The organism is Burkholderia sp. JPY481 (assembly GCF_038900515.1).
Lineage (GTDB): Bacteria > Pseudomonadota > Gammaproteobacteria > Burkholderiales > Burkholderiaceae > Paraburkholderia > Paraburkholderia youngii.
Window position 1 is genome coordinate 20,703 of the sequence record NZ_JAYMRT010000032.1, and the last position, 25,302, is coordinate 46,004.

The window sequence follows — 25,302 nt, forward strand, 5'->3', positions numbered from 1 at the left end:
ATAATATGTCGACTCCCACCCGTATCTGGTCGCCTATCAGCTTTGAAAAGGAGGGCAAACAGGCAGGCTCGTTGCGCCTGCCGATTTCCAGTGATCTCTCAGCGTATGGCTGGATCCCGATTCCGGTAGTCTGCGTGAAAAATGGGAAAGGACCTACCGCTGTCTTGTTCGCTGGAACTCACGGAGACGAGTACGAGGGTCAGATAGCGCTGCTTGAACTTGCCCGGGAAATCTCTCCAGACGATGTCAATGGCAGAATCGTTATCCTTCCCTCGCTCAATTTTCCGGCGGTTGAGGCGGGACGGCGTGTGTCCCCCATGGACGAAGGCAATCTCAACCGTGTCTATCCGGGCAAGGCTCACGGCACGCCGACAGAGATGATCGCGCATTATGTGACGTCGGTTCTGCTGCCGATGGCGGACCTGGTTGTCGACCTTCACTCCGGTGGAAGGTCGCTGGAATACGTTCCATGTGCGCTGATCCGCCCATCGGCTGACGCCGAGCGGCACGCGCGATTGATGCAGCTCGTCAGTGTATTTGGCGCGCCAGTTAGCTATCTTACTGACGGTAAAGGTGGCGGAGGAAATACGACACTTCCCGCTTCCGGTGAAGCGCAGGGAGTTCCTGTCATTACCGCTGAACTAGGCGGCGGTGCGACGCTCCAATATGTCGGGAAGCAGATTGCCAGCAACGGGGTTCGTCGCCTCTTGCATCATATGGGCATCTACAGAGAAGACTCGCTTCATGTACCAGCGCCTACGAGATTCACGGAGGTGCCGACGCGTGACTACTTTGTTTATGCAGATGACGACGGGCTATTCGAACCCGCCGTTGCGGTTGGAGCTGACGTGGTCGCGGGGCAGCTGGCAGGGTATCTCCACTCCATCCATCGTCCTACGTCCGCTCCGGTAGAGCTGTGTTTTCCTGTAGACGGCATGGTGGCATGTCGGCGCTTTCCCACGCTGACGAGGCGGGGGGATTGTCTTTTCGGTCTAATGAAAGATTTGTATTGAATCCATAGGATTACTAAAAGTTGAATTCCATGGGATAACGCACTGGACGCGCCCATGGAGCCAAATCGCAGAGAGGGATGAGATGAAAAATGATTCCAAATGGCGCTGTGCGTTCCTTGTTGCAGTGTTTGCTCTTGCGTTGAGCGCGACCATTAGCTCGGCCGGAGCTCAGACGCTTGGTGACAAGGTAAAAAACGATGGAACCGTTACAATCGGGGTTCACAATCGTTGGCCGTGGGGATACGAGACGGATTCGGGGGAAGTCACTGGGCTTTATCCTGATGTATTTAAGGCTGTGACAGACGGCATGGGCGTCAAAAAAGTGGACTTCATCGTGATGGATTTTGGCGCGCTCATCCCGAGTCTGCTGTCCAGGCGGATCGATGCGGTCGCCTCCGGTATGGCTATCACGCCTGCACGCTGCAAGCAGGTCGCCTTCTCAGACCCTTTTCAGGCTAATGGTGACGCGTTACTAGTGAAGAAGGGAAATCCGCTCAAGATCCACAGCTACGCCGACATCGCGAAGAACCCGGCCATTCGTATTACTGACATCAGGGGGGCTTCTACCACTGAGAACGCCGTTGCTGCAGGCATTAAGCACGATCGTATCCAGCTCTACCCGGACATCGAATCGGGTTTAGCTGCACTTCTTGCGGGGCGCTCTGATGCGCTAATGATGGGGCAGGCGACCGCGATCGGCCTGCTTCGCGATCGGAATACCACTGGCGTCGAACGCGCGATGCCTTTCACTGGGTACGTCGAACCGAATGGTCAGGAAAAAAAGAACTATGGAGCGATCGCGTTCAGGCCAACTGACGCGAATTTTGTGAAGCTTTTCAACGAAAGTCTCGCGAAGCGGAAGGCTGACGGAACTATCGCAAAGATTATGGAAAAGTATGGATTCAGCAAGGATGACATTCCGTCAATTAATGTCAAGGCTACGGCTCTTTGCGAAGCGTCAGAGTGACGAACGAGTGAGTGAGCTGAAGCATGACCCTGCCTCAACTTCTAAGCACGCGTGGTATTGAATGACGAATCAATCTGAATCTCAGGCGCGGCAGTGGGTATCCGTACCCTATGAGATCACCACCGGAATCGGCAGTCGCGCGCACATAGGGATGGTGGTGATTTCTAATGATCAGACACTCTCTTACGAAGCGAGAGCAATGCTGTCCCTTCCCGGTATCGCATTGTATGAAAGCCGCGTTCCGACCGCCCGGGGCAGTGGCCAAGCCGTCTCAAAGGACACGCTGAGGCAGCAGGCGGATAAAATCGGGACGGCGATCAAGCTGATAAATTCCATGCGCCCATCTGACGTCATTGCGTTGGGCTGCACATCGGCTGCAATGGTGATCGGGCAGTCGGAACTCGAACGTCTGGTGCGCGAGGTTCACCCAGGCGCACTCGTAACAGACCCTTTCCGTGGAATTAAGGCTGCACTGAAGGCACTAAAATCCAGGAGGATTGGATACGTCTCTCCATATCCACATGACGTTGCATCAGATATGGTGCACGCATTGGAAAACATGGGAATGGACGTCACCTCAGTTTGTACGTTTTCCAATCCGACCGGTTTTATCGGTGATGAAGCACCTTTCATTTCGCCGGAAAGCGTTGCTGACGCTATTCGAACGGCAGTCCGTACTGCAGATGCGGACACTATTGTTGTTGCGTGTACCCAGATGCGGGCTGCACACGTCATCGACGCGCTCGAACGAGAAACGGGAAAGCGAATCATTTCCTCTAATCAGGCGTTGTGCTGGCATGCCCTGAGACTTGCTGAATGCGACGATGATGTCCCCGGCTGGGGCCAACTCTTTCGCCTGGGGATAGGAGATTAAGCGCTGATCGAAAGACAGAGCTCTGAGCTGTGACAGATGTCTGGCTAGTTGCTTCAGTGTCGTTTGCGAATATCCAGCGCAGGAGCCGAAAATCCGCGCCGTTCGACTCGGCTCTTACGCTTGCAGTCGACGTATGAGTCGCGTTGGGCCAGCCGAGCTTGCGGGGCCACCCAAGGCGTGGTTTCTTTGAGATTCAATAAGGACTCTTTTCTTTCGAGGCGCGAGACTGATGCCCCGCAATGCCACGTCTTTTCCCGAGACTGCGGGCCCCGCGCATCCTGTAAGCGAGAACGCGGGAGAAGTCCTGTTTTCGTTTGCGATTGCGCAGAGCTAAGTCTTTCGATTGTCGTGAGGCTCACTTGATCCGGAGACCGCTTTGCCGTAACACACTGCCGGCATCCAAGGATCGAAGTAGACGAATGGACATTCGATGCAACCTCTCTAGCAGGCTGTTGAAAAGCGCCCCGTCATGAAGATCGAAGCTGTGTTCACGAGGTTTCCGCATGCGATTTGCTGCTGAATTGCGGGTTCGCCGGCTGATTTTTGCGGGCAACGCACCCGGTTGCTGCGCGGGCGCAGCATCATCGCCACGCCGTCGGGGCTCATCGCGTCGCTCCCTGCAGCACCACAGCTGGCATTCGCGCCATGCGGGTCAGATTGCTCGCCACCATCGTCAGCTTGAAGTGCTGGTCGACGCGCCTGAGGCCGCGATAGACCGTATGGCGGATCCGTCCGACCGTTTTACCCCAGCCGAAATGCTCCACGATACGCTTGCGGATGATCTGGCTGACCCGGTAGCCCGCATGCCGCGAAGTGCGACCGTCGATTGCGCTACCGCCAGCGCGCTCATCGTTGCGCGCGACGTGCGGCGTCACGTTGCGAGCCCGGCAATCGCTCACGAAGTCGCGCGTGTCATAGGCCTTGTCCGCACCCACTGTCTTCGCATGCGTCCCCGGTACGCAGTCGAGCAGCCGCAAGGCGCTGGCCCGTTCGGCGAAACCATCCGCATGACTGACCACAGCGCCGACCACCAGCCCGGAGCGGTTCTCCATCAGGATGTGGCCGTGGTAGCACAGGATGGCTGGACTCTTTTTACTCTTCTTGAACAGACGTGCGTCCGCATCCGTGCTCGACTCATGCGTATCGTTGCTGCGCCGCTTGCCTTTCCAGTCCGTGTCGGCATTGCGCCCGCCGCCTGCTGGCGGTCCATCGTCCGAACCGTCCTTTGCACGGAAGCTCTTGTGACTGGCCCACGCCTGAATCAGCGTGCCGTCCACCGAAAAATGATCCCTGGAAAGCAGGCCACGTTTGTCGGCCAGACTCATGACTTCGGTAAAAAACGCTTCTACCACTTCATGCTCCAGCAGCCGGTCGCGGTTCTTCGAGAACACCGAGTGGTCCCACACGGCGTCCTCGATCGCCAGCCCGACGAACCAGCGGAACAGCAGGTTGTAGCGCATCTGCTCCATCAGCATGCGCTCGCTGCGCACCGAGTAGAACACTTGCAACAGCAGGGCACGCAGCAGTTTCTCGGGTGCAATCGAAGCCCGGCCGCTGTCCGCATAGATCACGCTGAACAACCCGTTGAGCCGCTTCAATGCTTCATTCACCAGCTGCCGGATCGGTCGCAATGGGTGATCAACAGGGACGAAGTCGTCCAGCTTGACCCTCGTAAACAGCCGCTCCTGCATCTCATCAATCCCGCGCATCGCACTCATCGCCCAATCTCATGAACACGATATCCATAACGGCTGTCCTTCGAACCCCGTTTACACGCGACCCAAATTCAACAGCCTGCTAGGTCCATTCCTGACGGACCTCGTCGCCGCTCGGGAGCATGAGGCCTGCAGTCGGAAGCGGCAGCGCGGTCTTATAGCGCACTTGCTTGAGCGCAAAGCTGGAGCGGATGTTCGACACGCCAGGTATTTTCGTGAGCCATTGAACGATGAAGTGCTCAAGGCTTTGCATGTCCGGCACGACAACCCTCAGCAGATAATCAGCATCGCCTGTCATTAGATAGCACTCCATCACTTCTGGCCGATCCGCGATCTCCTTCTCAAAAACACGTAGCGCGTCTTCGACCTGTTGTTCGAGGCTGACCTGAATAAAGACGTTGATACGCAATCCGAGCGCGCCGGCGTCGAGGAGGGTGACGTGTTGCCGGAACAAGCCGAGATTTTCAAGTGTGCGTACGCGATTGAAACAGGGAGTGGGGGAGAGGTTAACAGCGCGTGCGAGCTCAGCGTTTGTGATACGCGCATTGTCCTGCAACTGCCGCAGGATCGCGATGTCGGTGCGATCCAGCCGGCGGATTGGGAGCTTTGTTTCAGACGTCATAGTATGGAAATCTCACGGGAGAATGCGTTCCCAGAATTTATACCCTATCTGCAGCAAAAACTACCAGCAAAAGAGACGCACATTTTGTGAGGCGCTAGTTAAGCTCTTCTTATCCCATCGGACCGCGCAGTTCGACCTGCACGAGTCTCGAAGCTCAAGAATCTCACTGTTCAGCCTGGAGTCGCCATGACCGATTTATCGAGCGGTGCCAAACCCGTTCTTGCCCTCACTCAGACCCGTATCGACGGCGACCCGCAGGAGACTGCCGAGTGGCTCGCCGCGCTGGATGGCGTGGTGGAGCATGTTGGACTCGAGCGCGCCCAGTATGTTTTCGACCGCCTGGCCGCGCATGCGTTGTCGAGCGGCATTGCAACGGCGCGCGCGAATGTCACGCCCTATACGAACACCATCCCGGTCGACCAGCAGCCGCCGTATCCAGGTGACATCGATACGGAAGAGCGACTTGCCGCCGCGTTGCGCTGGAATGCGCTCGCGATGGTGGTGCGGGCGAACCGGGCTTATGGCGAACTCGGGGGACATATTGCGAGCTACGCATCGGCGGCGGATCTTTTCGAGGTAGGGTTCAACCACTTCTTTCGCGGCGCGAACGATGCGCATGGTGGTGACCTCGTCTATTTTCAGCCCCATTCGTCGCCGGGGGTATACGCGCGCGCATTCCTTGAAGGTTTCCTGAGCGAGCAGCATCTGGAGCACTACCGTCGCGAGATCGCGGGTCCGGGTCTGTGTTCATATCCGCATCCGTGGCTGATGCCTGACTTCTGGCAGTTTCCAACGGGATCGATGGGCATCGGCCCTATCAACTCGATCTACCAGGCGCGCTTCATGCGTTACCTGCAGAACCGTGGATTGCTCAAAACGGAAGGTCGGAAGGTCTGGGGTTTTTTTGGCGACGGCGAGATGGACGAGCCCGAATCGATTGGGGCGTTGGCGCTTGCGGCCCGTGAGGGACTCGACAATCTCGTTTTCGTGATTAACTGCAATCTGCAGCGACTTGACGGCCCCGTGCGAAGCAACGGCCGCATTATTGACGAGCTCGAGGCGCAATTCACGGGAGCGGGCTGGAACGTCATCAAGGTCGTGTGGGGTTCTGATTGGGATGGTCTTTTCGCGCGCGATCGCACCGGCGCGTTGTTGCGCGCGTTTGCTCATACCGTCGATGGACAGTTTCAGACCTTCTCGGCCAATGACGGCGCCTACAACCGCGAACGCTTCTTCGGACAGAACGAGGAACTGGCTGCGCTCGCCGCGCATCTGAGCAACGACGACATCGACCGTCTGCGACGGGGCGGGCACGACGTGCGCAAGCTGTATGCGGCGTACGACCAGGCACTGAAACATGGCGGTCAGCCCACGGTTATTCTCGCGAAGACAATGAAGGGCTTCGGCATGGGGTCGATCGGGCAGGGCCGGATGACCACGCATCAGCAGAAGAAGCTCGACGTCGAACAACTGAAAGCGTTTCGCGACCGTTTCCGCTTGCCTCTCTCCGACGAGGACGTCGAGCAGCTGCGGTTCTACAGGCCGGCGGACAACAGTCCGGAAATGCGGTACCTGCATGCCCGGCGCGAAGCGCTTGGTGGTTATCTGCCCCGCAGAAGGACAGCCGCGTCGCAAACGCTGCCCGTCCCGGCGTTGTCGGCGTGGGGGCAATTCGCCCTCGAAGCCGGCGGTAAGGAGATGTCGACGACGATGGCGTTCGTGCGGATGCTCGGGAGCCTTCTGAAAGACGCGTCGCTCGGCCGTCGCATTGTTCCCGTGGTTGCCGACGAGGCACGCACGTTCGGTATGGCGAACCTGTTCCGGCAGGTTGGGATCTATTCGCCGCTCGGGCAGCTGTACGAGCCCGAAGACATGGGCTCAATGCTGTACTACCGGGAGGATACGGGCGGGCAGATACTGGAAGAGGGCATTTCGGAGGCGGGCGCCGTGTCCTCGTGGGTCGCCGCCGCCACTTCATACAGCGTGCACGACCTGCCCATGCTGCCGTTCTACATCTACTACTCGATGTTCGGTTTCCAGCGCATCGGCGATCTGATCTGGGCCGCGGCAGACCAGCGTGCACGTGGCTTCCTGATCGGTGCGACGGCGGGCAAGACGACGCTCGGTGGCGAGGGGCTTCAGCATCAGGACGGCACGAGCCATCTGGCGGCTTCGACGGTACCTAACTGCCGCGCCTATGATCCCGCGTTCGCATACGAGGTGGCCATGATCGTCGACGAAGGCATGCGCGAGATGATCGAACGTCAGCGCGATGTCTTCTATTACCTGACGGTGACGAACGAGAACTACGCCCAGCCTTCGCTTCCGGCTGCGCCTATCGAAAGCGTTCGTGATGGTGTGCTCAGGGGCATGTATCCGCTCGACACGACATCGCTCGAACGCGCACAGGTCCAGTTGCTCGGTTCGGGGGCGATTCTTGGGGAAATTCAAGCCGCCGCGCGCCTGCTGAAGGAAGACTGGAGTATCGCAGCGTCGGTGTGGAGCGTCACCAGCTTTACCGAGCTGCACCGGGACGGCGTGGCGGCCGAACGCACCGATCGCCTGTTCGACGAGGATTGTGATCCCTCTCCGTACGTGGCGTCTGCGTTGTCTCGCACTCACGGGCCCGTGGTTGCAGCGACGGACTACGTGCGTGCTGTTCCTGAACTGATTCGTGCGTATGTGCCGCGACGCTATGTGACGCTTGGCACCGATGGTTTTGGACGCAGTGACACCCGAGCGGCTTTGCGAGCGTTCTTCGAAGTCGACCGGTATTCGATTGCGATTGCCGCGCTGAAAGCGCTTGCGGACGACGGTGCAATCGCGGTCGAGGTCGTCAGGCGTGCCGTGGATCGCTATGGCAGGCGTGACGCGAACCGGGCCGCGCCGTGGCAACAGTGATGGGTGGGGCACTACCAGGAGCTAATAATGAAGATTGCGGGTTCTGAGATCCAACAGGTTGTGAAGGCCGGCGCTTCGAGTGGTTCGGGCATGGACGGCCATGCATCGGGTGCACAGATTGTCCTGTCAGTTCTGCGCGGGGAGGGCGTTGATACGGTCTGGGGGTATCCAGGCGGCGCCGTCCTGCCGCTTTACGATGCGTTCCAGGAGTCCGGCCATATCACCCATTTGCTGGTTCGCCATGAACAGGCAGCCGTGCACGCGGCGGATGGCTTCGCGCGTGCAACGGGAAAGGTCGGCGTAGCGCTGGTGACATCGGGCCCGGGCGTGACGAACGCGGTGACGGGCATTGCTACGGCGTATTTCGATTCCATCCCGATGGTGGTGGTCTCCGGTAACGTACCCACACACTCCATCGGAACCGATGCGTTTCAGGAGTGCGATGCTGTCGGGATCACCCGGTCTATCGTCAAACATAACTTTCTCGTGCTGGATGTCTCGCAGTTGGCGAAGACGCTCAAAAGCGCGTTTCATATCGCTCGCACCGGGCGCCCGGGACCTGTACTGGTGGATATTCCCAAAGACGTGCTTCAGGCGAAGACGCCCTTGCGCATACCTGAATCCGTCACGCTGCGATCGTACCGTCCACGCACGGATCCTCATGTCGTTCAGGTGCGGCGCGCCGCCGAAGCGCTCGCGCGCTCACGCCGGCCATGCATTCTTGTTGGTGGCGGAGCGGTCGCATCGGCTGCAAGCGAAGAGATTGCGGAACTCGTGCGGCGACTCGATGCCCCGGTGACGAACACGTTGATGGCGCTCGGCACCTTTCCCGCCTCAGACCGGCGGTGCCTCGGAATGCCAGGACTGCATGGAACGTACGAAGCCAACATGGCGATGCAGCATTGCGACGTACTGATCGCGCTCGGTGCGAGATTCGATGATCGGGTCGTCGGGAACACAGGAGCGTTCCAGTCAGATCGAAGGACGATTATTCATGTTGATATCGACCCCGCGACGATCGACAAGCGGGTGCAGGTTGACGTTCCGATCGTGGGAGACGTAAAGACCGCGGCGCGCGGGATACTGGAGCAGCTCCGGGCGCAGCGTATCAACGATGGGAATCGCAACGACTGGTGGAAAGAGATAGAGAACTGGCGTGAGAGGCGCTGCCTCGCCTATGAACCGGACGCTGATGTGATCAAGCCACAGTTCGTCATTCAACGGCTTTGGGAAGTCACTGGAGGCGATGCCTATATCTGTTCCGACGTCGGACAGCACCAGATGTGGGCTGCGCAGCTGTATGGATTCGACAAGCCTCGTCGATGGATCAACTCGGGCGGCCTCGGGACGATGGGTGTCGGACTGCCCTATGCGATGGGCGTCAAACGCGCACTTCCTGACGCGGATGTGGTCGCAGTGACCGGGGACGGCTCGATCCAGATGTGCATCCAGGAGCTGTCGACCTGCAGGCAGTACGACCTTGGCGTGAAAATTGTCTCCCTTAACAACGGCTACCTCGGCATGGTAAGGCAGCTGCAGCACGTCAACTATCGCGACCGTTACTCCCACTCGTACATGGACGCGTTGCCTGACTTTGTCGCGCTCGCCCGCGCATACGGGCACGTCGGCTTTCGCATCGAGCGACCGTGCGATGTCGAGCCGGTCCTTCGCGAAGCACTTTCCATGAAGCACCGTACCGTATTCATGGACTTTGCCGTCGATCCGTCCGCGAACGTCTGGCCTATGGTTCGAGCTGGCGCGGGACTGACGGACATGCTGATGAATTCGTGCGATGTCGACCGCTAGTTCAACATGACCAGAATTTCTGGCACCGCGGTGCCTGCTGCCTGTTCCGGCCTTGAGACATTCATGAGACACACTACGAATCGATCGTTGCTCTCGCTTTGGAACGCGATTGGGAGAATACAGAAGTGCATGTAACAGAGATTAAGGTGCCTGACATCGGCGACTACAAGGGCGTCCCCGTCATCGAGGTGCTGGTTGCGCCGGGTGATGTAGTACGGGAAGAGCAATCGCTGGTTACGCTGGAGTCGGACAAGGCCACCATGGATGTGCCGAGTCCTTTTGGCGGCGTCGTTCGTGAAATAAAGCTCAGGGTCGGAGATGCCGTGTCGGAAGGCTCGGTCATCCTGCTCATGGAGCCGCACGGCGCGTTGGCCGAGGTGGTGACCAGTGAGGCGGCCTCCCGGGCGAGCTCCGGGCTCCATGACCGTCCACACATTGTTAATGAACTGCCTGAACCTGCAGCCCGTCCTTCCACGCCTGGGTTAGCGACTGTAATCGCGGAGAAGGACGCTGGGCTGGGCGGATCAAGCCATGCTTCGCCGTCGGTGCGTAAACTGGCGCGCGATCTCGACGTGGACGTTGCCCGCGTTACGGGTACGGGTCCGAAGGGCCGTATCACGCAGGACGACGTCACCGCGTTCGTGAAGGGCGTGATGGCGGACCAGCTCGCAGCACCGGCCGGCGCGGCAGCCGCACCGGCTGCGGGCGGCTCGGGCCTGAACCTGCTGCCCTGGCCGAAGGTCGATTTCACGAAGTTCGGCCCGATCGATACGCAGCCGCTCTCGCGCATGAAGAAGATATCCGGCGCGAATCTGCACCGCAATTGGGTCATGATTCCGCACGTTACGAACAACGACGAAGCGGATATCACGGACCTCGAAGCGCTGCGCGTGCAGCTCAACAAGGAAAACGAGAAGGCGGGCGTGAAGTTCACGATGCTCGCGTTCGTGATCAAGGCGGTGATCTCGGCCCTGAAGAAATTCCCGACCTTTAACGCGAGCCTCGACGGCGATAACCTCGTCTTCAAGCAGTACTACCACATCGGTTTTGCCGCTGACACGCCGAACGGCCTCGTGGTTCCGGTGATTCGCGACTCGGACAAGAAGGGTCTCGTCCACATCGCCAAGGAAATGGCCGAGCTCTCGAAGCTAGCGCGCGAAGGCAAGCTCAAGCCGGACCAGATGCAGGGCGGCTGCTTCTCGATCTCGTCGCTCGGCGGCATCGGCGGCACGCATTTCACGCCGATCATCAATGCGCCGGAAGTCGCGATCCTCGGCCTGTCGAAGAGCGCGATGAAGCCGGTGTGGGACGGCAAGCAGTTTGTGCCTCGCCTCATGCTGCCCCTGTCGCTTTCATGGGATCACCGCGTCATTGATGGCGTAGAAGCCGGCCCTTCAATGCGTATCTCGCCACGATTCTGACCGACTATCGACGGGTATCGCTTTGACCCGCGACAAGCCCCGGGACAACCGCACGGAAGAAACTAATAAATGATGCTTATCCAAGTAAAAGTGCCGGACATCGGCGACTTCAGGGACATTGAGGTCATCGAAGTCAACATCAAGGCCGGTGATGTGATCGAGAAGGAGCAGACGCTGCTCTCGCTCGAGTCGGACAAGGCCACGATGGAAGTGCCCAGCGACGTCGCGGGCACCGTCAAGGAAGTGAAGATCAAGGCCGGCGACAAGGCTTCGCAGGGCACAGTGATCGCTCGCCGAATTCCATCGCCTATGCACTATCAGTTCCGGTGTATTGTTTCGCTGGCTGATCGAGCAGCGCTACGTGCTGGCGAAAATTCGCTTCCCATCGCAACTTTCGGACGCAGTAGTCCCAGTTTTCTCGCAATGACGATCGGGCCTGCTAGACCCGTTCGTCATGGATCGCATCCACTGTTGGCGTGCGGTCAGACGCTTGACCGCGGTGCAGGAGGTAGCACCGTAGCGGCGTCTCGCACCTCCACCGCGATCGACCGCAGTGGCGCCTCGGCAATAAAACGGTCTAGCAGTTCGCGCACGTCGTGGTCGATGAAGTCGGCGCGGGTTGTGTCGACGATGAGGGTCGCCCGATCCGGGATATGCGCTAGCATCTCCTTGAGCGCCACCTTGCCGAGAAACGACACATCCTTGCGAAACGAAAGCAGGAAATGGTCGTCGTGTCGCGCGAGGGCAATAGGCCGATGCAGATTCGCCCACAACGCGAGCGCGGCGCTGCACAGCACACCGAGAACAATTCCAGTGAGCAGATCGCTGGCGAGCACCCCGGCGATCGTTACAATGAATGGAGTGAACGATGCCGCTCCCTGTTTCGCGAGCGTAATGAACAGCGACGGTCTGGCGAGCTTGTAGCCGGTTTGAATGAGAATGGCCGCCAGACTCGCGAGCGGAATCAGGTTGATCGCATCCGTGAGCGCGAACATGCTGACGAGGAGCAGCACGCCGTGCACGATTGCGGAGAGCCGGCTTCGCGCGCCGGCGTGGACGTTGGCCGAACTGCGGACGATGACGGATGTGATGGGCAATCCCCCGATGACACCTGCCATCATATTGCCGACCCCTTGCGCTTTGAGTTCGCGATTCGGTGGTGCGACGCGACGCTGCGGGTCGATCTGCTCGACGGCTTCGAGGCTCAGGAGCGTTTCTAGACTGGCGACAACGGCAAGCGTCAAGGCGACGATCCATATTTCCGGATCCACAAGGCGCGCGAAGGTCAACCCGAACTCAGGTAAATGCAAGGCGTCCCCGAGCGCCGCGAACGATTTGATGGCCGGCAACGCTACGCGGTGCTCAGGTGGCAACGCGAGCGTGGCGCCTAGCGCGCCGCACACCAGCGTCGCGCTTACGCCCGCAACTACGACGACAAGCGGCGCGGGCACGAACCGCACTAGCGCGAAGCGTCTCAATGTATGCGTGTCCCAGGCCGCAAGGATGGCGAGCGAGATGGCGGCGACAGTACAGACGATGGGCGAGATGGATGCAGGCGCGCCTGCCAACGATTCGGTGTTGCGACCCGACGTCAGACCCACTGCAAGTGGGATCTGCTTGACGATCAGCAGCAGTCCGATGGCGGCGAGCATTCCCTTGATGACGGGTGTGGGCACATACGAGGCGAGCTGGCCGGCCCGAAGCGTCCCGAAGCCGAACTGGATGACACCCGACAGCAGCAATGCAATAAGGAATGCAGAGAAACTACCGAGACGCCCGATGCCGTCGACGACGATCACGACGAGGCCCGCGGCGGGGCCGCTCACACTGAGGGGCGATCCGCTGAGCAAGGCAACGACGATGCCACCAACGATGCCAGACACTAGCCCGGCTAGCGGCTCTGCGCCGGAGGCTTCTGCAATGCCGAGACACAACGGCAGCGCGACGAGAAAGACTACAGCGCCGGCAGCGAGGTCACGTAGAAGCGCAGACGGGAAAACTCTCGAGGTCATGATGGAAGCGAAAAATAGTGAAGGGTGGATACCCCGACGCCAAATTTGTGCGACTGCGATTTTTTGGTGAACGAGGTAAGCGGAGCGATCTGGAGAGACGGGTCAGACGGGGGCGATTGCCTTCGTTGTTTCAGGCTCGAAGCCCGACTCGAGTTCGCGCAACTGGCCGTCGTTCAGTGAAAAGATCCAGCCGTGCACAAGGGGAGAGGGTGCACGCTCACGCACGAGCGGATGCTCGCGCAGCAGGCGTACCTGTTCGAGTACATTAAGTTCGACGAGCCGGTTGATGCGTGCCTCTTCCGATGGCAGGCGAGCAAGCGCCGCGTGATGCGTGTGTGCGAGTGCGCAAAGCGGCCTGATGCGGCGGTTGAAGTGCGGCAGGGTGTCGGCTGGTGGAAGTAGCGAGGCGCGCACGCCCCCGCATCCGTAATGCCCGCAGACAATGATGTGCGCGACCCGCAGCTCACACACAGCATATTCGAGCACACTCATGGTGTTGTCGTCGTCGAGATGAAGAAGGTTAGCGATGTTGCGATGAACAAACAGATCCCCCGGCGCGCAGTGGGTGATGGTTTCGGCGGGTACGCGGCTATCTGAGCAGCCAATCCAGAGCACTTGCGGTTTCTGCCCCATGGCTAGCGCGCGAAACAAGTTTGGTTCGCGCCGTCCCATTTCTTGGGCCCACGCGACATTGGCGACGAGCATGCGTTTTGGAAGATTCACGAGTCGAGACTCCAATCAGATTGTTGGCTTCGATCAAGGCTTGCGAATAGCCTTCTATCAAGAAAATGGCCGGTCGCTCGAAAAAAAGGAAACCGGAACGATGCCAATACGTAGCGCGGACTTCGCCGTCTCCCGTCAATCAACCTAAGCAGTGCGCGCGTCCCGGCCGGCATACACTAGGAGAGTGCTCGCACATAGGGAAAATCAGCGGGCGACCGCTCTGGAGCTGGAGACGGGCTACTGCGCAGGAAACGTTCTCCGCGCCTTGCCGTGATCCGATGGACTGGTCTTGATATCCCCTGGCATCTATCTATCACGACGACGCGCCGGCCATTCGGCCGCGCGGGGTCGTCCCGTGGCAGTATGCATGAGCGTCCGAAAGGTATTTCGAGCGTCCTCTCCGATCGCCCACGCGAGGCGTTTCATTTCCAGCGTTTCCTTGCTAACCGGGTGTTACAACTGAAGAGGTCCTTGATGGGGGCTGAGAACACCGATGCCGACAGGACTGGCTCAGCAGCTTGTGCTAGCGCCCAAAGTGTTTTCGCGAGGTTCCTTGCCAGCCAAAAATTTGATCGACGGACGCCGTGCCGACTTCCATTTGTCCTCGCTCCGGCAGAAGATTCCTCCATGATGGCGATCTCATACAGTGTTGTGCGCCAACAGTTGGTGTTGAGCTTGATGAGAATTTCGATGCATTTGGTCCAGTCATTAAGGTTTCCTTAACAGAAAAGTCTACTGGATATTGTAGGCGAGTCATTGTGTCGCAATTGTGTCGTCAAATGACTTAGGAAACCAACTGCGCTTTAGATATATTGATCAGATATAGCAAAACAGACCTCAATAGGACCTGCGAAGCATAAATTAATTTGATGGCCTGCTTCTCAGTAGTCTCGCTTGGTCGGCACTGTCACGTTGCCGGGATGGTCGAGTAACGTCGTGGGATGAAGAATGCAAAGTCGCTTTACCACGATCACCGCTTTCCGGTGGCGGTCATCAGCCACGCAGTCCGGTGGTACTTCCGATTTCAGCTCAGCCTGCGCGACATCGAGGCACGCTCATTCCGATCCCGATCGACCCCTTCCGGAAGAGGCGTTTTGCTGCGGCCTTATCGCGCCGATTTTGCACCAGCACGTCGAGTTCAGCGCCGTGCTCCGCGCAACAGATACCGCTTGCCGCGCAGCGTCACGAACATCCCGTCCGGATGCCCTCTGCCCGGCTTGGACAGCGCTGCTTTGGCGCGCTGGGCGAATCGAGCGCCAAACTTCTCGCGCCATCAGCGGATCGTCTCATAGTGACCGCGACACCCCGTTCGAGCCACACCTCGTCGACGTCCAAAAGGCTCAGGCTGACCCGAAAACCTCACCGACCCGCCCAGCTGATGACGATGGCAGGGAAGCTGTGCCCGTGATGAAGCGATTTCGTTTTCTTCACCACTTCATTCTGTCGCTGGCCTACCGTCAACCTGACAATGCCGGTGCAAGTTGAGAGGCGCCACTAAGTGCAGCGTTCCTCTGTGAGGATTAAAAAATTCCCATATAACCCATCAAAAAATTTGATGGCGGGTAGCCGGTCTACTGGTTATCAAATTCGGCGCAGGGTTCGCAGATTGCGTCAAAGCGGCTCGTCGCAAACCCGGCCGCACATAGCATCTTGACGAAGTCTTCGTTACGTTGCTCGGCGAGCGCTATCTGCTCCCTGGCGGGCAGTCGGCCAGCACGGCGCCGAACTCGACATCCTGCTGCAGAAACGTCGCGATAAGGCCGCGTAGCAGAGCGCTTGTTCAACCGCGTGCTGGTAGCCTGTCCCGACGCGCCACGAAGGATGGTCATCGAGCAGTTGCGCAGCTATCCGGCCGCGAAGGCCGAAATTCCCGAACTGGCAAAGATCAAACGCGTCTTCGTCAAAGCCAGTGCTCGGGTGAACTACTGCGCCGAAGACAGCCATCAACCTACGGGTGAGCGCGAGCGCCGGATGCGTGGTTTCCGCGATCCTGATCGCACACAAGCGTTCTTATCGAGCTTAGCTCCGATTCGTCAGCACTTCGCGCTCAAGCGGCATTTACTGCGTGCATCAGTGTATCGCGAACAACTCGCCGCACGCTTTACCGGGTGGCATCGCTTCACTGGGCCCACCCACGATCCGTCCAATTTCTGAGGAAATGTACCTCCTCTGCGCTCTTGCGTCTAGAATGCCTTGACGTGACAGCGCCTGCGAAGCTGCCAAGATCTAAATTCGCGGCAGCCCCGGGATATGCAGCCGTATCCCTTGTCCTCTGGGCCTCAAGCCCGTGTTTTATGAAGTCGGCAGGCGACACGAAGCTACGCGGGCTGAGGTGCAAATAGGAGTTCTGTCACGACAAGGAAAGTGCGAACGCGCTCTATACGGCGGTGCGTAACGAAATGAACGGCGCGTCGGTCTGGCAGGCGGAGCTGGGTGGCATGTGGGTGATGGCGCCAGAGTGGGTGTTGAGTGGGGCGTATATGTACATGAAGGGCAATCAGGTAGTCGACAACAACCATGCACATCAGCTCACCGGCACGCTGAAGTACTTCCTGTCGAAGCGAACCAGCGTCTACGTGGCTGCCGTCTACCAGCGGACAAACCAAGGGGCGAACGCACAGATCAACGACGTGATGGTCGCGTCGAGCGGTCCGTCGCAGTTCATCGGTCGCGTCGGCTTGCAGACGAGGTTCTAAACGACATCTGGACGCCCTCTATGCTGATTGCAACGTAAACGCGGGGTTAGAGCGTGTTAGGAACTTTGAAGTACTGGCACGGCGTGGACAAGCATGAGCATTGCGAAGACGACAAAATGAAGCCCGGCGAGAGTTTCGGGGGGCCGTTCATAGTCACGTGCGAGACGCCGGAAACGGTTGAGCCAGCCAAAGCTGCGCTCGACCACCCACCGCCGGGGGAGCAGAACGAAACCCTTTTTCGTTTCTTCGAGTTTGATCACCTGAAGGTCAATACCCTCGTCGAATGCAGCCTGCGCTGGCTCTTTGCCCGTGTATCCCTGATCGGCAAATGCCACCTTGACCGTTCGTCCTGTTACCTGCTGGACCCGCCGCGCAAGCTCAGCTACCTGTGCGCGCTCCTGTTCATTGGCTGGGGTTACGTGCACCGCCAGCAACTGTCCCAACGTGTCTACTGCCATATGTACCTTGCTACCGCGCTTGCGCTTATAACCGTCATAACCCGCACGCGGGCCGCTCTCGCAGGTCGACTGTATCGTGCGGCCATCGAGGATGACCGCGCTGGGCTGTCCCCGACGGCCCTGTGCCACGCGTATCACCGAGCGCAGGTCGCTCACCATGCTCTCAAAGCAGCCCGCCTGCAACCAGCGTTGAGTCTGCTGATACACCAGCTCCCACGGCGGGAAATCATTGGGCAGCATCCTCCACGGCGCGCCGGCACGAGCCATCCAGCGCAACGCATCAAACATGTCGCGCAGTTCGTATTTGCGCTGGGGCGCGTCGACGTCCATCAGCGTCAGATACGGCGCCGCGAAACTCCATTCCTCATCCGACACATCAGTCGGATACCCTTTGCGGTCTGTTCTTTTCATCCCGCCAGGATAACAGGTCTCAATCGAAGTTCCTAACACGCTCTAGGCATCATCAGTTTCGGCATAGGTCTGATTCTTTTAATGAGTTCGCATGCCGTTTGCCGGCAACAGATAGAATGCGACGGTGGTCAGTTGCGTGCCTTACGTCGTTATAAGCCAACATTATGCTCGCGTGCCGCCTCTTGCTATTGACAGCTCGTTGGACGGCTGAGGTCGATATGCCGGTGGTTCTGTGCCAGACAGCGCGTATTTGTGTCTGCCGAAAGCATCGAGCGTGGCCGTTGGCGCGAGCGCTGAGTCTAACCATGGATTTCTCCTATTGTTTGCGTGGCGTGAGATGCGCAAGTGTCGTACCAATCCAAAAATGCTTGCCCAACAACGAGATCATCTTCAACGCGTTGTTTCATTCCCGACATTGTCGAACATCTGACAAGGTCGCACACGCGCGCGGTTGTTACCATATAGCGGCCTTCCAATCCGCTGACGTGAGATAGGACCAACGCGAACAACTTTGATGTCCATGTCGCGGTCCATAGTGGAGGCGAGGCCCGCGCCCTTTGCGGTGTCGAGGGTCGTCGCCGTCGAATTGAATGTAGTTGGTGACGTTCACGCTTTTCACTCTTCTTTAGTGGTAGCGATGTTCGTCCCAAAGGCACGGCGGAAAGCGGCGCGCACCGTAGGCTGGAGCGTGAGCGGCAAAGGCGACTACGAATTCCGACGTGAAGGCGAGCGCCATCCCGATCAAACGCCGGACAGCCCGACAACGAAAAGGCTCACCGCGTCGGCGCCAAGTCGTCCCGTGAGGATAACGTCGAGGTGTCGGCATCTGAAAGAAAGAGAACCAAGGCGGCGATCGCGACTACACCCTCTCGATCAGTAAGCTTGCCACTGTCACGTTGCTGAATTGGTCGAGTAAGATCGCGTGATGAAGGATGGAAAATCGCTTTATCACGGTTATCGTCTTCCACTGCGGTCATCAGCTGCGCGGTGTGCTGGTACTACCTGTTTCAGTTGAGGCTGCACGACATCGAGGAACTGCTGTTCGAAGCCGAGCTTATCGTCAGCCACGAAACGGTCTGCACGCCGGTGCGATAAATTCGGTGCGTGTTTCGTGCACCGTGCAAGCGGCGCGTCGTGAGCCTTAGCCTCTCGAACTCGCGTGCCCAGTGATGCGCGCCGGATCAGCTGCCCATCCCGATAAGACAAGGAGGTAAAGATGCCACACCTTCAAGCAACCGAGTGCGGCGAATTTCCGGGCGTACCAATTCGGGCTTGCCGGTCGCCGGCAGCGCACAGACATTCGTGGCCAGATCAAAATCCTAGCTTTACGATCGCCGTGGACTGCCCCTTCGAGGGAGTTGATAGGTGCGAGAACCACATCGTGGCGCCTTGATGCCATCGCCCGCAACAGGCACCTGATTGCGGACGAAGCCCCTTTCATTCGGACTTGGCCTCCGTGGGCATGCCGCGAAATGCCTTGAGTGCCCGCACGTGAGAAGCCAGCAGCGTCTCGATACGCAATGTCGGCGACGACTCCGCGCAGCTGACGCGGCTGTAACTCGACGTCGCAACGAACGCGGCAATCGTATCTGATTGAAGTCGGGCCTGAACCCCGGACCGCCGACGCCCGTCGCCTAAGGCCCCTAAACCCGTCAACCGTCGCGGAAGATGAAGCTGTACGCGCTCAACGCCGGCACGCCGCCCAAGTGCGCATACAGCACGCGCGAGCCGGCCGGAAATTCGCCGTTACGGACCTTGTCGATCATGCCGTGCATCGACTTTCCCTCGTACACCGGATCGGTCAGCATGCCTTCGAGCCGCGCGCACAAGCGGATCGCCTCGAGCGTGCCGTCGTTGGGCAGACCGTATTCCGGGCCGCCGTAGCGCTCGTCGAGCACGATGTCCTTGGCGGTGATGTCGCGGCCCAGTTCGACGCTCTCGGCGGTCCGCTTCGCGATGCGCGTGATCTGCTCGCGCGTCTGCGCCGGTTTCGCCGAGGCGTCGATGCCGATTACCCGCTCGGCGCGGCCGTCGGCGGCGAAACCGACCACCATGCCCGCCTGGGTGCTGCCCGTCACCGAACACACGACGATGTAGTCGAATTTGAAACCCAATTCGGCTTCCTGCTGGCGAACCTCTTCGGCGAAGCCGACGAAGCCGAGCCCGCCCAGCGGATGATCCGAGCAGCCCGCAGGAATCGGATACGGCTTGCCGCCGGCAGCGCGCACGCTGTCGAGCGCGTCTTCCCAGCTCTTGCGAAAGCCGATGTCGAAGCCGTCCGGCACGAGCCGCACGTCGGCGCCCATCATGCGCGACATCAGGATGTTGCCGACACGGTCGTACACCGCATCCGGGTAGTTGACCCAGTTCTCCTGCACGAGCACGCACTTCAGGCCCAGATGCGCGGCAACCGCCGCGACCTGGCGCGTCTGGTTTGACTGGATTCCGCCGATCGACACGAGTGTGTCGCAGCCCTGCGCGAGCGCGTCGGGGATCAGATATTCGAGCTTGCGGGTCTTGTTGCCGCCGAACGCGAGGCCGCTATTGCAGTCCTCGCGCTTGGCATAAAGCATGACCTTGCCGCCGAGATGCACGCTCAGACGGTTCAGCGGCTGGATCGGCGTCGGCCCGAAGGTGAGCGAGTAGCGGGGGAATCGTTGCAGGTTCATCGAGGCTCCGTGGTGGGTGATTTCCGAGAGTTCATGGTAAGAGGCCAGTTCAAAGATGTGACTCCTCTCCTTTGAATATGTTCCAGTAGATGAGCGAGCAAGCAAAAACTGACGAACGCTTGCTTCATAATATAGCCGCGACGGTCGATGCCGATACGACGACGTCGGACGTTGCAGAGCCACGCGTGAGTCCGTGCTGCCAACCAGCGGAATTTGCTAAGACCGTTACCATCGTCGGTTCTTCGCTGTGCAATCACTGGCTTTATGCCACGATCATGCAAGTGTTGGCGATTTGTCGGTGAGGTAGTCACGATCGCCGCAAATGACCGCGGGCCTGCGAAATGTTCTGCCGCACGCGATGCGTCGGGTATGGCCTGATTTCGCTGCCTTCGTCCGCAGTCCCTGCATTTTCGCCATCATGTGTGTTGTACGTTTCGAGTCCAACGAGGCGGGCACCAGAAATTGTGCTACAGCCTTTTGACAGGTTTTTCTCGCTATCGCTCCCGGCGTCGACGGGCATCTTACGTGTTAAAGCGACGATGGGGCGCGGATGACATGCGCATCGCGAGTTACACTGTTTCCCATTTCGAACGATTGATCGTTTCGCTATATGCGAATTGTCGCCTTATCCACGGGCGCAGACCGAGAAGTCCGTGTTTTTGAATAGCCAAAGGTATTCTTTTCAAGGTGTATTAAGTCGGCAAGCCGTGCAATGCTGTTTGTGTTCGCTGGGCGATATGGCATAGTGCGGCTTACTCATCCTATCCAAAGGAAAACAAGCATGGCTACGCTGGAAGCCGTCCAGGCAAAAATCGCAAAGCTCCGAGCCCGGGCAGCAGCGTTAGAGAAGAGAGATTCGGCAACAGCGATCGGGAAAATCCTCAGTATGCTGGAACAGCACTCTCTATCTATTGCTGATATTGAGGCGTCTTTGGGCAGACGACGCGGCCGCAGACCCGGCGCGACCGCACTGGCGGAGCGGGAGGCCTCGGCAACGAAGTACGCCGACCCAAAGACGGGGGCGAACTGGTCCGGTCGTGGCCGAGCACCGGCTTGGATCGCTAAGGTGAAAGACCGCACCAGGTTTCTGGTGACGAACACTACGACGAATTCAACAGCGACTGCTCAGAAAACGCTTAAGTCTGAGAAGAAAGTCAAGGAGCCGCAGCCTCACATCTATCAGGACCCTAGGACAGGAGCGACTTGGAGCGGGCGTGGTCGTACGCCGTCGTGGATCGCAGGTGCCAGAGACCGCACGAAGTTCCTGATCTCCGCGGCCGAGACACCCGCACATTCTCGAAAGGTGGCAAAAGCAGTCCATTCCAGCAAGACAGCTGCTGCGAAGAAAGCCGCAAGCAGGAAGGCAGCAACAAAAAGCCGGCGGAGCAATAAGGCGGCGGAGCAATAAGGCGGCGGCGAGGAATACCTCAGCACCGATGCGGAAAGAGTGCCTCGGAGACTGGTGGTGGCGATTTGTCGGCTATCCTCCGGCGAGGTGTGCATCGAATCGCTCGGCGAAGTCGACGAGCGCTGCTGCGGACGTTGCGCCGCAAACGGCAGCAATCGTCAGTGCACCTGCTCAGATATATCTAGGAGACCGACGGGGCTGCGGGATATACCTCCGCAGCCAAGCGTTGTTCTTGCACTCGGCTGCAGTTCCTCCAATCGGGCGTCGTGCCAGTCTCCGACCCTTTCCTGTGCAATTGCTCCGGGATGAGCGATTTGCCGCACTCGCAATGGGGAATGCTGTCGTAGAACTGACCACCCGTTGGGTAGGGGTGGAAATGTGCCGGGCCCGCTGACCAAAGGTCTAGTGATGCCGGGGAGGGAAGGACGTAATGGCAGTTGCTTAGAGCGCGTAATGCCCTTTTGCCAAGGGATGAAAATTGGATGAGCATAGGCACGGAGAATATAACGAAACGCGAGTCAGCGAGGGTCTCGGCCGATCGCCCGTAGTGTCTGGCCAGCCTGTGGAAGCCGTTGAGCCAGCGGAAGATGCGGTCGACTACCCCGCGCGTGGCAACAAGACAAAGCCCGTTTCGCCTCCGGAACCTTGATGACCTGTAGCTCGATCCTTCCAGTGCAGTCTGTGCAGATCCTGCGCCGGTGTCTCCTTGGTCGGGGCGCCATCTTGTCAGTCTGGTCCTGTGGCCTGCTGAAGGGCGATCGCGTTGGACGAGGCCGCGCTTGAGCGCTTTTTTCCGCCGCAGTCGTTGAGTCCGCCGGATGCCTAACTGGCCGCACCATTAGCTCGGTAGGAGAGGCGTCGCCCAGGAGCCCGAAGACTCCAGCTGTAGCTGTTTCTGCGAAACAGTAGGTGCGATGGGCAAAGGACTGTCTGTCGCGCAGCGCCAGACACCCCCGTTACTATCTTCCCGCCTCGATAATTGAGGCTTTGGCCAGCCAGGCCCGGCATAATTCTCGCTGCCAGTCGCAGTTTCGATGCAAGAATTCCAACAACATGACGTCGTCGATGTCTTCATCGGTGTCGACGTCGGTAAAGGCCAGCATCACGCCGTGGCACTAGCTCGGAATGGCAAGCGCCTGTAGAACAAGGCGCTCCCCAACGCAGCATGGCGAACAGGACATCACAGCGTCGTCGTGCCAGCGCGATGAGTGCCTGGTTATGTCGCTTGCCCTGCTGGACTTTGCGTGCGTAATACGGTCGCGAAACGGGGGTCTCGCAAGGCCTGCGAAGGCGGATAGGAACAAGGCGCGCTTGAGTTGGCATGCCGCCTCGCGTATCAAGCCATCGCGGAACAATTCGTCGAAGCCCGCGTAAGCGTCCGCTTGCAGAATCCCTTTCAAACTGGCGAGATGGGTTTGAGGATGGATGCCTTGCCGGTTCGGCGAGTACGCGAACCAGACTGAGCAGGTTGCGTCGAGCCAGAGCGATGATCGTCGCGCACGTAGACCCATAGCCGGCCGGTGCGGGTCTTCCTGTTGCCCGGTGAGAGCACCGGGATCGGCGTGTCATCCGTGTGGAGCTTGGTCGCGGCCATCGTATAGCGGCGCAGCGGCTCTGTTAGCGGAGCGCACAGTGCCTCGCACTGGCCGACCCCGCGGCCCATACTGGCCCGGTCAAGCGTCACGCCGTCGCGCGCCGCGATCGCCGACTGCCGGTACAACGGCTGGTGGTCTGCATACTTCGAGACGAGGCTGTCTGCCAGCAAGCTCGGATGGGCGATGCTCCGCTGGATCGGCAGACCGGGCATCGGCGGCTGGGTTATGGTGCTGCAGCAGGGGCAAACCAGTTTGCGCTGGATCGTGCGAATGACCTTGAACGCCGCCGCGACCCGGGCGAGTTGTTCGGATTCGTCCTCGCCGAGCACCTGCATTGGTTGACCGCAATCCGGGCAACTTGATTCAGGCTTCAGCACATGATCCTCGCGCGGCAGATGCGCGCGAAGCGCTTGCCTGGAAGCCGCTTCGTCCGTCGTCGCATTTGAGATGGACGCATTTGCACCGCGGGCCTGCGCACGCCGCACATCCACAACGTCGCTCCCGGCGGCCAGATCCTCAAGTTGAGTCTCGAGCGTCTCGATTTGCCGCTGCAGCTGCTCGGACTTGCGACCGAACTGCATGCGCCTGAGCTTGTCGATCTGCGCCTTGAGCTGCTCAATCTCGACATCGCGTTCGGCAAGCAGGCTACGGGCCTCAACCAGCAAGGCCTTCAGGAGCTCGACATCATCAGGAAGATCGGCGCGGTTCGACATGCGCCGTAGTTTACGAGTCTGCCGCGCGGTTTACACCATCCATAATGCGGCAGTGCGACGGGGCTGTCGCTAGTCGATGCCCTCAAGCAGCATCGACAGTCGCGCAGAGCTCAGATGGACCTTGCCACCGTCGGTCTTGGGCCATATAAAACGGCCTCGTTCAAGCCGCTTCGCGAGAAGCCAGATTCCGTCCTCCGTGGCAGGGAGAATCTTTACCAGATCGCCCCGACGGCCCCGGAAGATGTAGACGTTGCCGCCTAGCGGATTCTCCTCAAGCGCTGTTTGCACCTTCGCTGCCAACCCCTGAAACCAGCAGCGCATATCGGTGACACCAGCAGCGATCCAGATGCGCGTGCCTGCCGGTAGGGAGATCATGAGCGCAGACTACCTAGCACGATCCGCAGCATATCGGCATCAACCAGGCCGCCCACTTTAACCACCGCACGACCGATCCGGATCTCGATCGTTCCTACGGGTGGTACAGGCTTCGCGCCCAGCGCTTGCGGTTCTACCGGAGCTGATGCAATGACCTCTGTTGGCGTGTCGCTTAGCAATACGACCGGAATGAGCCCGGCAGATCGAGCTTGCTGATCGTCCAGATATCGCCGCCGCCAGGTGAAGAGCATGTTCGCGTTGATGCCATTCTCCCGGGCCAGCTTTGAGACTGATACGCCAGGCTCGCAAGCTGCCGCTGCCAGTCGCTCACGAAGCTCCCGGGGGTAATTCGGGCGCCCCGTTCGGGTACCCGGCTTCTTCTCTGCAGACTGTGACAAAGTGATGCCCATCAGATCGGAAATCATGGACATCACTTTGATGTCGCCCTCGGCCACCGTCTATAACGGCCGCCACGAGCCGCTTACCGTCTTCTCGCTGGTTGCTGCAAGCGCGGCTGGAGACGGGTAGCTGTTAGCGCCGATGTAAAAATGACCCACCGGGGGTGCGGACGAAAACTTGGACTACCTGGAGGTAGTTCATGTACTCGTATGAAGAGCGTCTTCGAGCGGTTCGGCTCTATCTAAAGTTGGGAAAGCGCCTCGGGGCGACCATCCGACAGCTGGGTTACCCGACAAAGAATTCTCTGAAAGCCTGGCGTCGCGAATACGAACAGTGCAATGATCTACGGGCTGGCTATGTCCGTTCGAGGCCGCGGTACTCGGCTGAACAGAAGAAAGTTGCCGTCGATCATTATTTGAGCCATGACCGCTGTGCTGCCGCAACCTTGAGGGCTTTGGGCTATCCGAGTCGCGAGACGCTTGCAGCCTGGATCGAAGAACTGTGCCCTGGGATCAGAAAACGTA

General features: G+C 59.1%; 16 protein-coding genes and 10 pseudogenes. 12 read left to right on the plus strand and 14 right to left on the minus strand.

The features are described from left to right. The first annotated feature begins 5 nt into the window (after window positions 1-5). The 3 genes from VSR82_RS36315 to VSR82_RS36325 all read left to right on the plus strand — a co-directional run bounded on the left by VSR82_RS36315 (window position 6) and on the right by VSR82_RS36325 (window position 2,854). Complete coding sequence (locus VSR82_RS36315; protein ID WP_498858585.1) at window positions 6-1,013, plus strand: succinylglutamate desuccinylase/aspartoacylase family protein; 1,008 nt, start codon at window positions 6-8, stop codon at window positions 1,011-1,013. An 82-nt stretch (window positions 1,014-1,095) separates the two neighbouring features. After that, the gene (gene ehuB / locus VSR82_RS36320; protein WP_498858586.1) at window positions 1,096-1,980 is read left to right on the plus strand and encodes an ectoine/hydroxyectoine ABC transporter substrate-binding protein EhuB; all 885 of its coding nucleotides are present in this window, start codon (window positions 1,096-1,098) and stop codon (window positions 1,978-1,980) included. Window positions 1,981-2,041: 61 nt separating this feature from the next. Continuing rightward, a complete protein-coding gene (locus VSR82_RS36325) occupies window positions 2,042-2,854 on the plus strand; it encodes a maleate cis-trans isomerase family protein (RefSeq protein ID WP_410852600.1) in 813 nt (270 codons plus the stop codon). 441 nt (window positions 2,855-3,295) lie between these two features. Here VSR82_RS36325 and VSR82_RS36330 read toward each other — a convergent pair whose 3' ends face one another. The 3 genes from VSR82_RS36330 to VSR82_RS36340 all read right to left on the minus strand — a co-directional run bounded on the left by VSR82_RS36330 (window position 3,296) and on the right by VSR82_RS36340 (window position 5,167). After that, window positions 3,296-3,460 carry a hypothetical protein gene (locus tag VSR82_RS36330; protein ID WP_410852599.1) on the minus strand — a complete coding sequence of 55 codons (165 nt, stop codon included), beginning with the start codon at window positions 3,458-3,460 and terminating at the stop codon, window positions 3,296-3,298. Then, window positions 3,457-4,563, minus strand: coding sequence for an IS5 family transposase (locus VSR82_RS36335; RefSeq protein WP_498858593.1), 1,107 nt, complete (start codon window positions 4,561-4,563; stop codon window positions 3,457-3,459). The genes VSR82_RS36330 and VSR82_RS36335 overlap by 4 nt, the downstream gene beginning before the upstream one ends. Before the next feature lie 88 nt (window positions 4,564-4,651). Next, a complete protein-coding gene (locus VSR82_RS36340) occupies window positions 4,652-5,167 on the minus strand; it encodes an Lrp/AsnC family transcriptional regulator (protein WP_498858594.1) in 516 nt (171 codons plus the stop codon). A 210-nt stretch (window positions 5,168-5,377) separates the two neighbouring features. On the opposite strand from VSR82_RS36340, the gene mdeB reads away from it, so the two are divergent. The 4 genes and pseudogenes from mdeB to VSR82_RS36360 form a co-directional block, all read left to right on the plus strand. Continuing rightward, on the plus strand, window positions 5,378-8,092 hold the full coding sequence (gene mdeB / locus VSR82_RS36345; protein ID WP_498858587.1) for an alpha-ketoglutarate dehydrogenase: 2,715 nt from the start codon (window positions 5,378-5,380) through the stop codon (window positions 8,090-8,092). Window positions 8,093-8,119: 27 nt separating this feature from the next. Continuing rightward, window positions 8,120-9,898 (plus strand): biosynthetic-type acetolactate synthase large subunit, encoded by a 1,779-nt coding sequence (gene ilvB / locus VSR82_RS36350; RefSeq protein ID WP_498858588.1) that lies wholly within the window; start codon window positions 8,120-8,122, stop codon window positions 9,896-9,898. Between the two features lie 137 nt (window positions 9,899-10,035). Then, window positions 10,036-11,345, plus strand: a pseudogene (gene aceF / locus VSR82_RS36355) (dihydrolipoyllysine-residue acetyltransferase); the annotation flags it as partial. A gap of 43 nt (window positions 11,346-11,388) precedes the next feature. Further along, a pseudogene (locus tag VSR82_RS36360) lies at window positions 11,389-11,610 on the plus strand (biotin/lipoyl-containing protein); the annotation flags it as partial. Between the two features lie 191 nt (window positions 11,611-11,801). Here the strand turns inward: VSR82_RS36360 and VSR82_RS36365 are convergent. Beyond that, a complete protein-coding gene (locus tag VSR82_RS36365) occupies window positions 11,802-13,331 on the minus strand; it encodes a SulP family inorganic anion transporter (protein ID WP_498858589.1) in 1,530 nt (509 codons plus the stop codon). A gap of 102 nt (window positions 13,332-13,433) precedes the next feature. Then, window positions 13,434-14,054 (minus strand): carbonic anhydrase, encoded by a 621-nt coding sequence (locus tag VSR82_RS36370; protein WP_026229228.1) that lies wholly within the window; start codon window positions 14,052-14,054, stop codon window positions 13,434-13,436. A gap of 941 nt (window positions 14,055-14,995) precedes the next feature. Between VSR82_RS36370 and VSR82_RS36375 the strand changes: the two are divergent. Beyond that, window positions 14,996-15,110 (plus strand): annotated as a pseudogene (locus VSR82_RS36375) (IS6 family transposase); the annotation flags it as partial. 24 nt (window positions 15,111-15,134) lie between these two features. Here VSR82_RS36375 and VSR82_RS36380 read toward each other — a convergent pair. Beyond that, a pseudogene (locus tag VSR82_RS36380) lies at window positions 15,135-15,485 on the minus strand (transposase family protein); the annotation flags it as partial. A gap of 152 nt (window positions 15,486-15,637) precedes the next feature. Here VSR82_RS36380 and VSR82_RS36385 point away from each other — a divergent pair. Continuing rightward, window positions 15,638-16,208 (plus strand): annotated as a pseudogene (locus VSR82_RS36385) (DDE-type integrase/transposase/recombinase); the annotation flags it as partial. A 224-nt stretch (window positions 16,209-16,432) separates the two neighbouring features. After that, window positions 16,433-16,750: pseudogene (locus VSR82_RS36390) on the plus strand (porin); the annotation flags it as partial. Between the two features lie 56 nt (window positions 16,751-16,806). Here the strand turns inward: VSR82_RS36390 and VSR82_RS36395 are convergent. The 3 genes and pseudogenes from VSR82_RS36395 to VSR82_RS36405 all read right to left on the minus strand — a co-directional run bounded on the left by VSR82_RS36395 (window position 16,807) and on the right by VSR82_RS36405 (window position 20,288). Continuing rightward, on the minus strand, window positions 16,807-17,619 hold the full coding sequence (locus tag VSR82_RS36395) for an IS5 family transposase (protein ID WP_410852996.1): 813 nt from the start codon (window positions 17,617-17,619) through the stop codon (window positions 16,807-16,809). Between the two features lie 1,184 nt (window positions 17,620-18,803). Continuing rightward, a pseudogene (locus VSR82_RS36400) lies at window positions 18,804-18,929 on the minus strand (IS110 family transposase); the annotation flags it as partial. A gap of 342 nt (window positions 18,930-19,271) precedes the next feature. Continuing rightward, entirely contained in the window at window positions 19,272-20,288 is a 1,017-nt protein-coding gene (locus VSR82_RS36405) for a 1-aminocyclopropane-1-carboxylate deaminase (RefSeq protein ID WP_410852995.1), read from the minus strand. 781 nt (window positions 20,289-21,069) lie between these two features. Between VSR82_RS36405 and VSR82_RS36410 the strand changes: the two genes are divergently transcribed. Then, the gene (locus tag VSR82_RS36410; RefSeq protein ID WP_184228781.1) at window positions 21,070-21,696 is read left to right on the plus strand and encodes an H-NS family nucleoid-associated regulatory protein; all 627 of its coding nucleotides are present in this window, start codon (window positions 21,070-21,072) and stop codon (window positions 21,694-21,696) included. Window positions 21,697-22,177: 481 nt separating this feature from the next. Here the strand turns inward: VSR82_RS36410 and VSR82_RS36415 are convergent. The 5 genes and pseudogenes from VSR82_RS36415 to tnpA all read right to left on the minus strand — a co-directional run. After that, window positions 22,178-22,408: pseudogene (locus VSR82_RS36415) on the minus strand (IS5/IS1182 family transposase); the annotation flags it as partial. Between the two features lie 440 nt (window positions 22,409-22,848). Beyond that, window positions 22,849-23,015: pseudogene (locus VSR82_RS36420) on the minus strand (IS110 family transposase); the annotation flags it as partial. Further along, window positions 23,016-24,004, minus strand: a pseudogene (tnpC, locus tag VSR82_RS36425) (IS66 family transposase); the annotation flags it as partial. A gap of 69 nt (window positions 24,005-24,073) precedes the next feature. Further along, complete coding sequence (gene tnpB / locus VSR82_RS36430) at window positions 24,074-24,379, minus strand: IS66 family insertion sequence element accessory protein TnpB (protein ID WP_498858590.1); 306 nt, start codon at window positions 24,377-24,379, stop codon at window positions 24,074-24,076. Further along, complete coding sequence (gene tnpA, locus VSR82_RS36435) at window positions 24,376-24,804, minus strand: IS66-like element accessory protein TnpA (protein WP_227717802.1); 429 nt, start codon at window positions 24,802-24,804, stop codon at window positions 24,376-24,378. Before tnpA ends, tnpB begins: the two co-directional genes overlap by 4 nt. A gap of 173 nt (window positions 24,805-24,977) precedes the next feature. Between tnpA and VSR82_RS36440 the strand changes: the two genes are divergently transcribed. After that, a partial coding sequence (locus VSR82_RS36440) for a transposase (RefSeq protein WP_498858591.1) occupies window positions 24,978-25,302 on the plus strand: 325 nt, incomplete at its 3' end.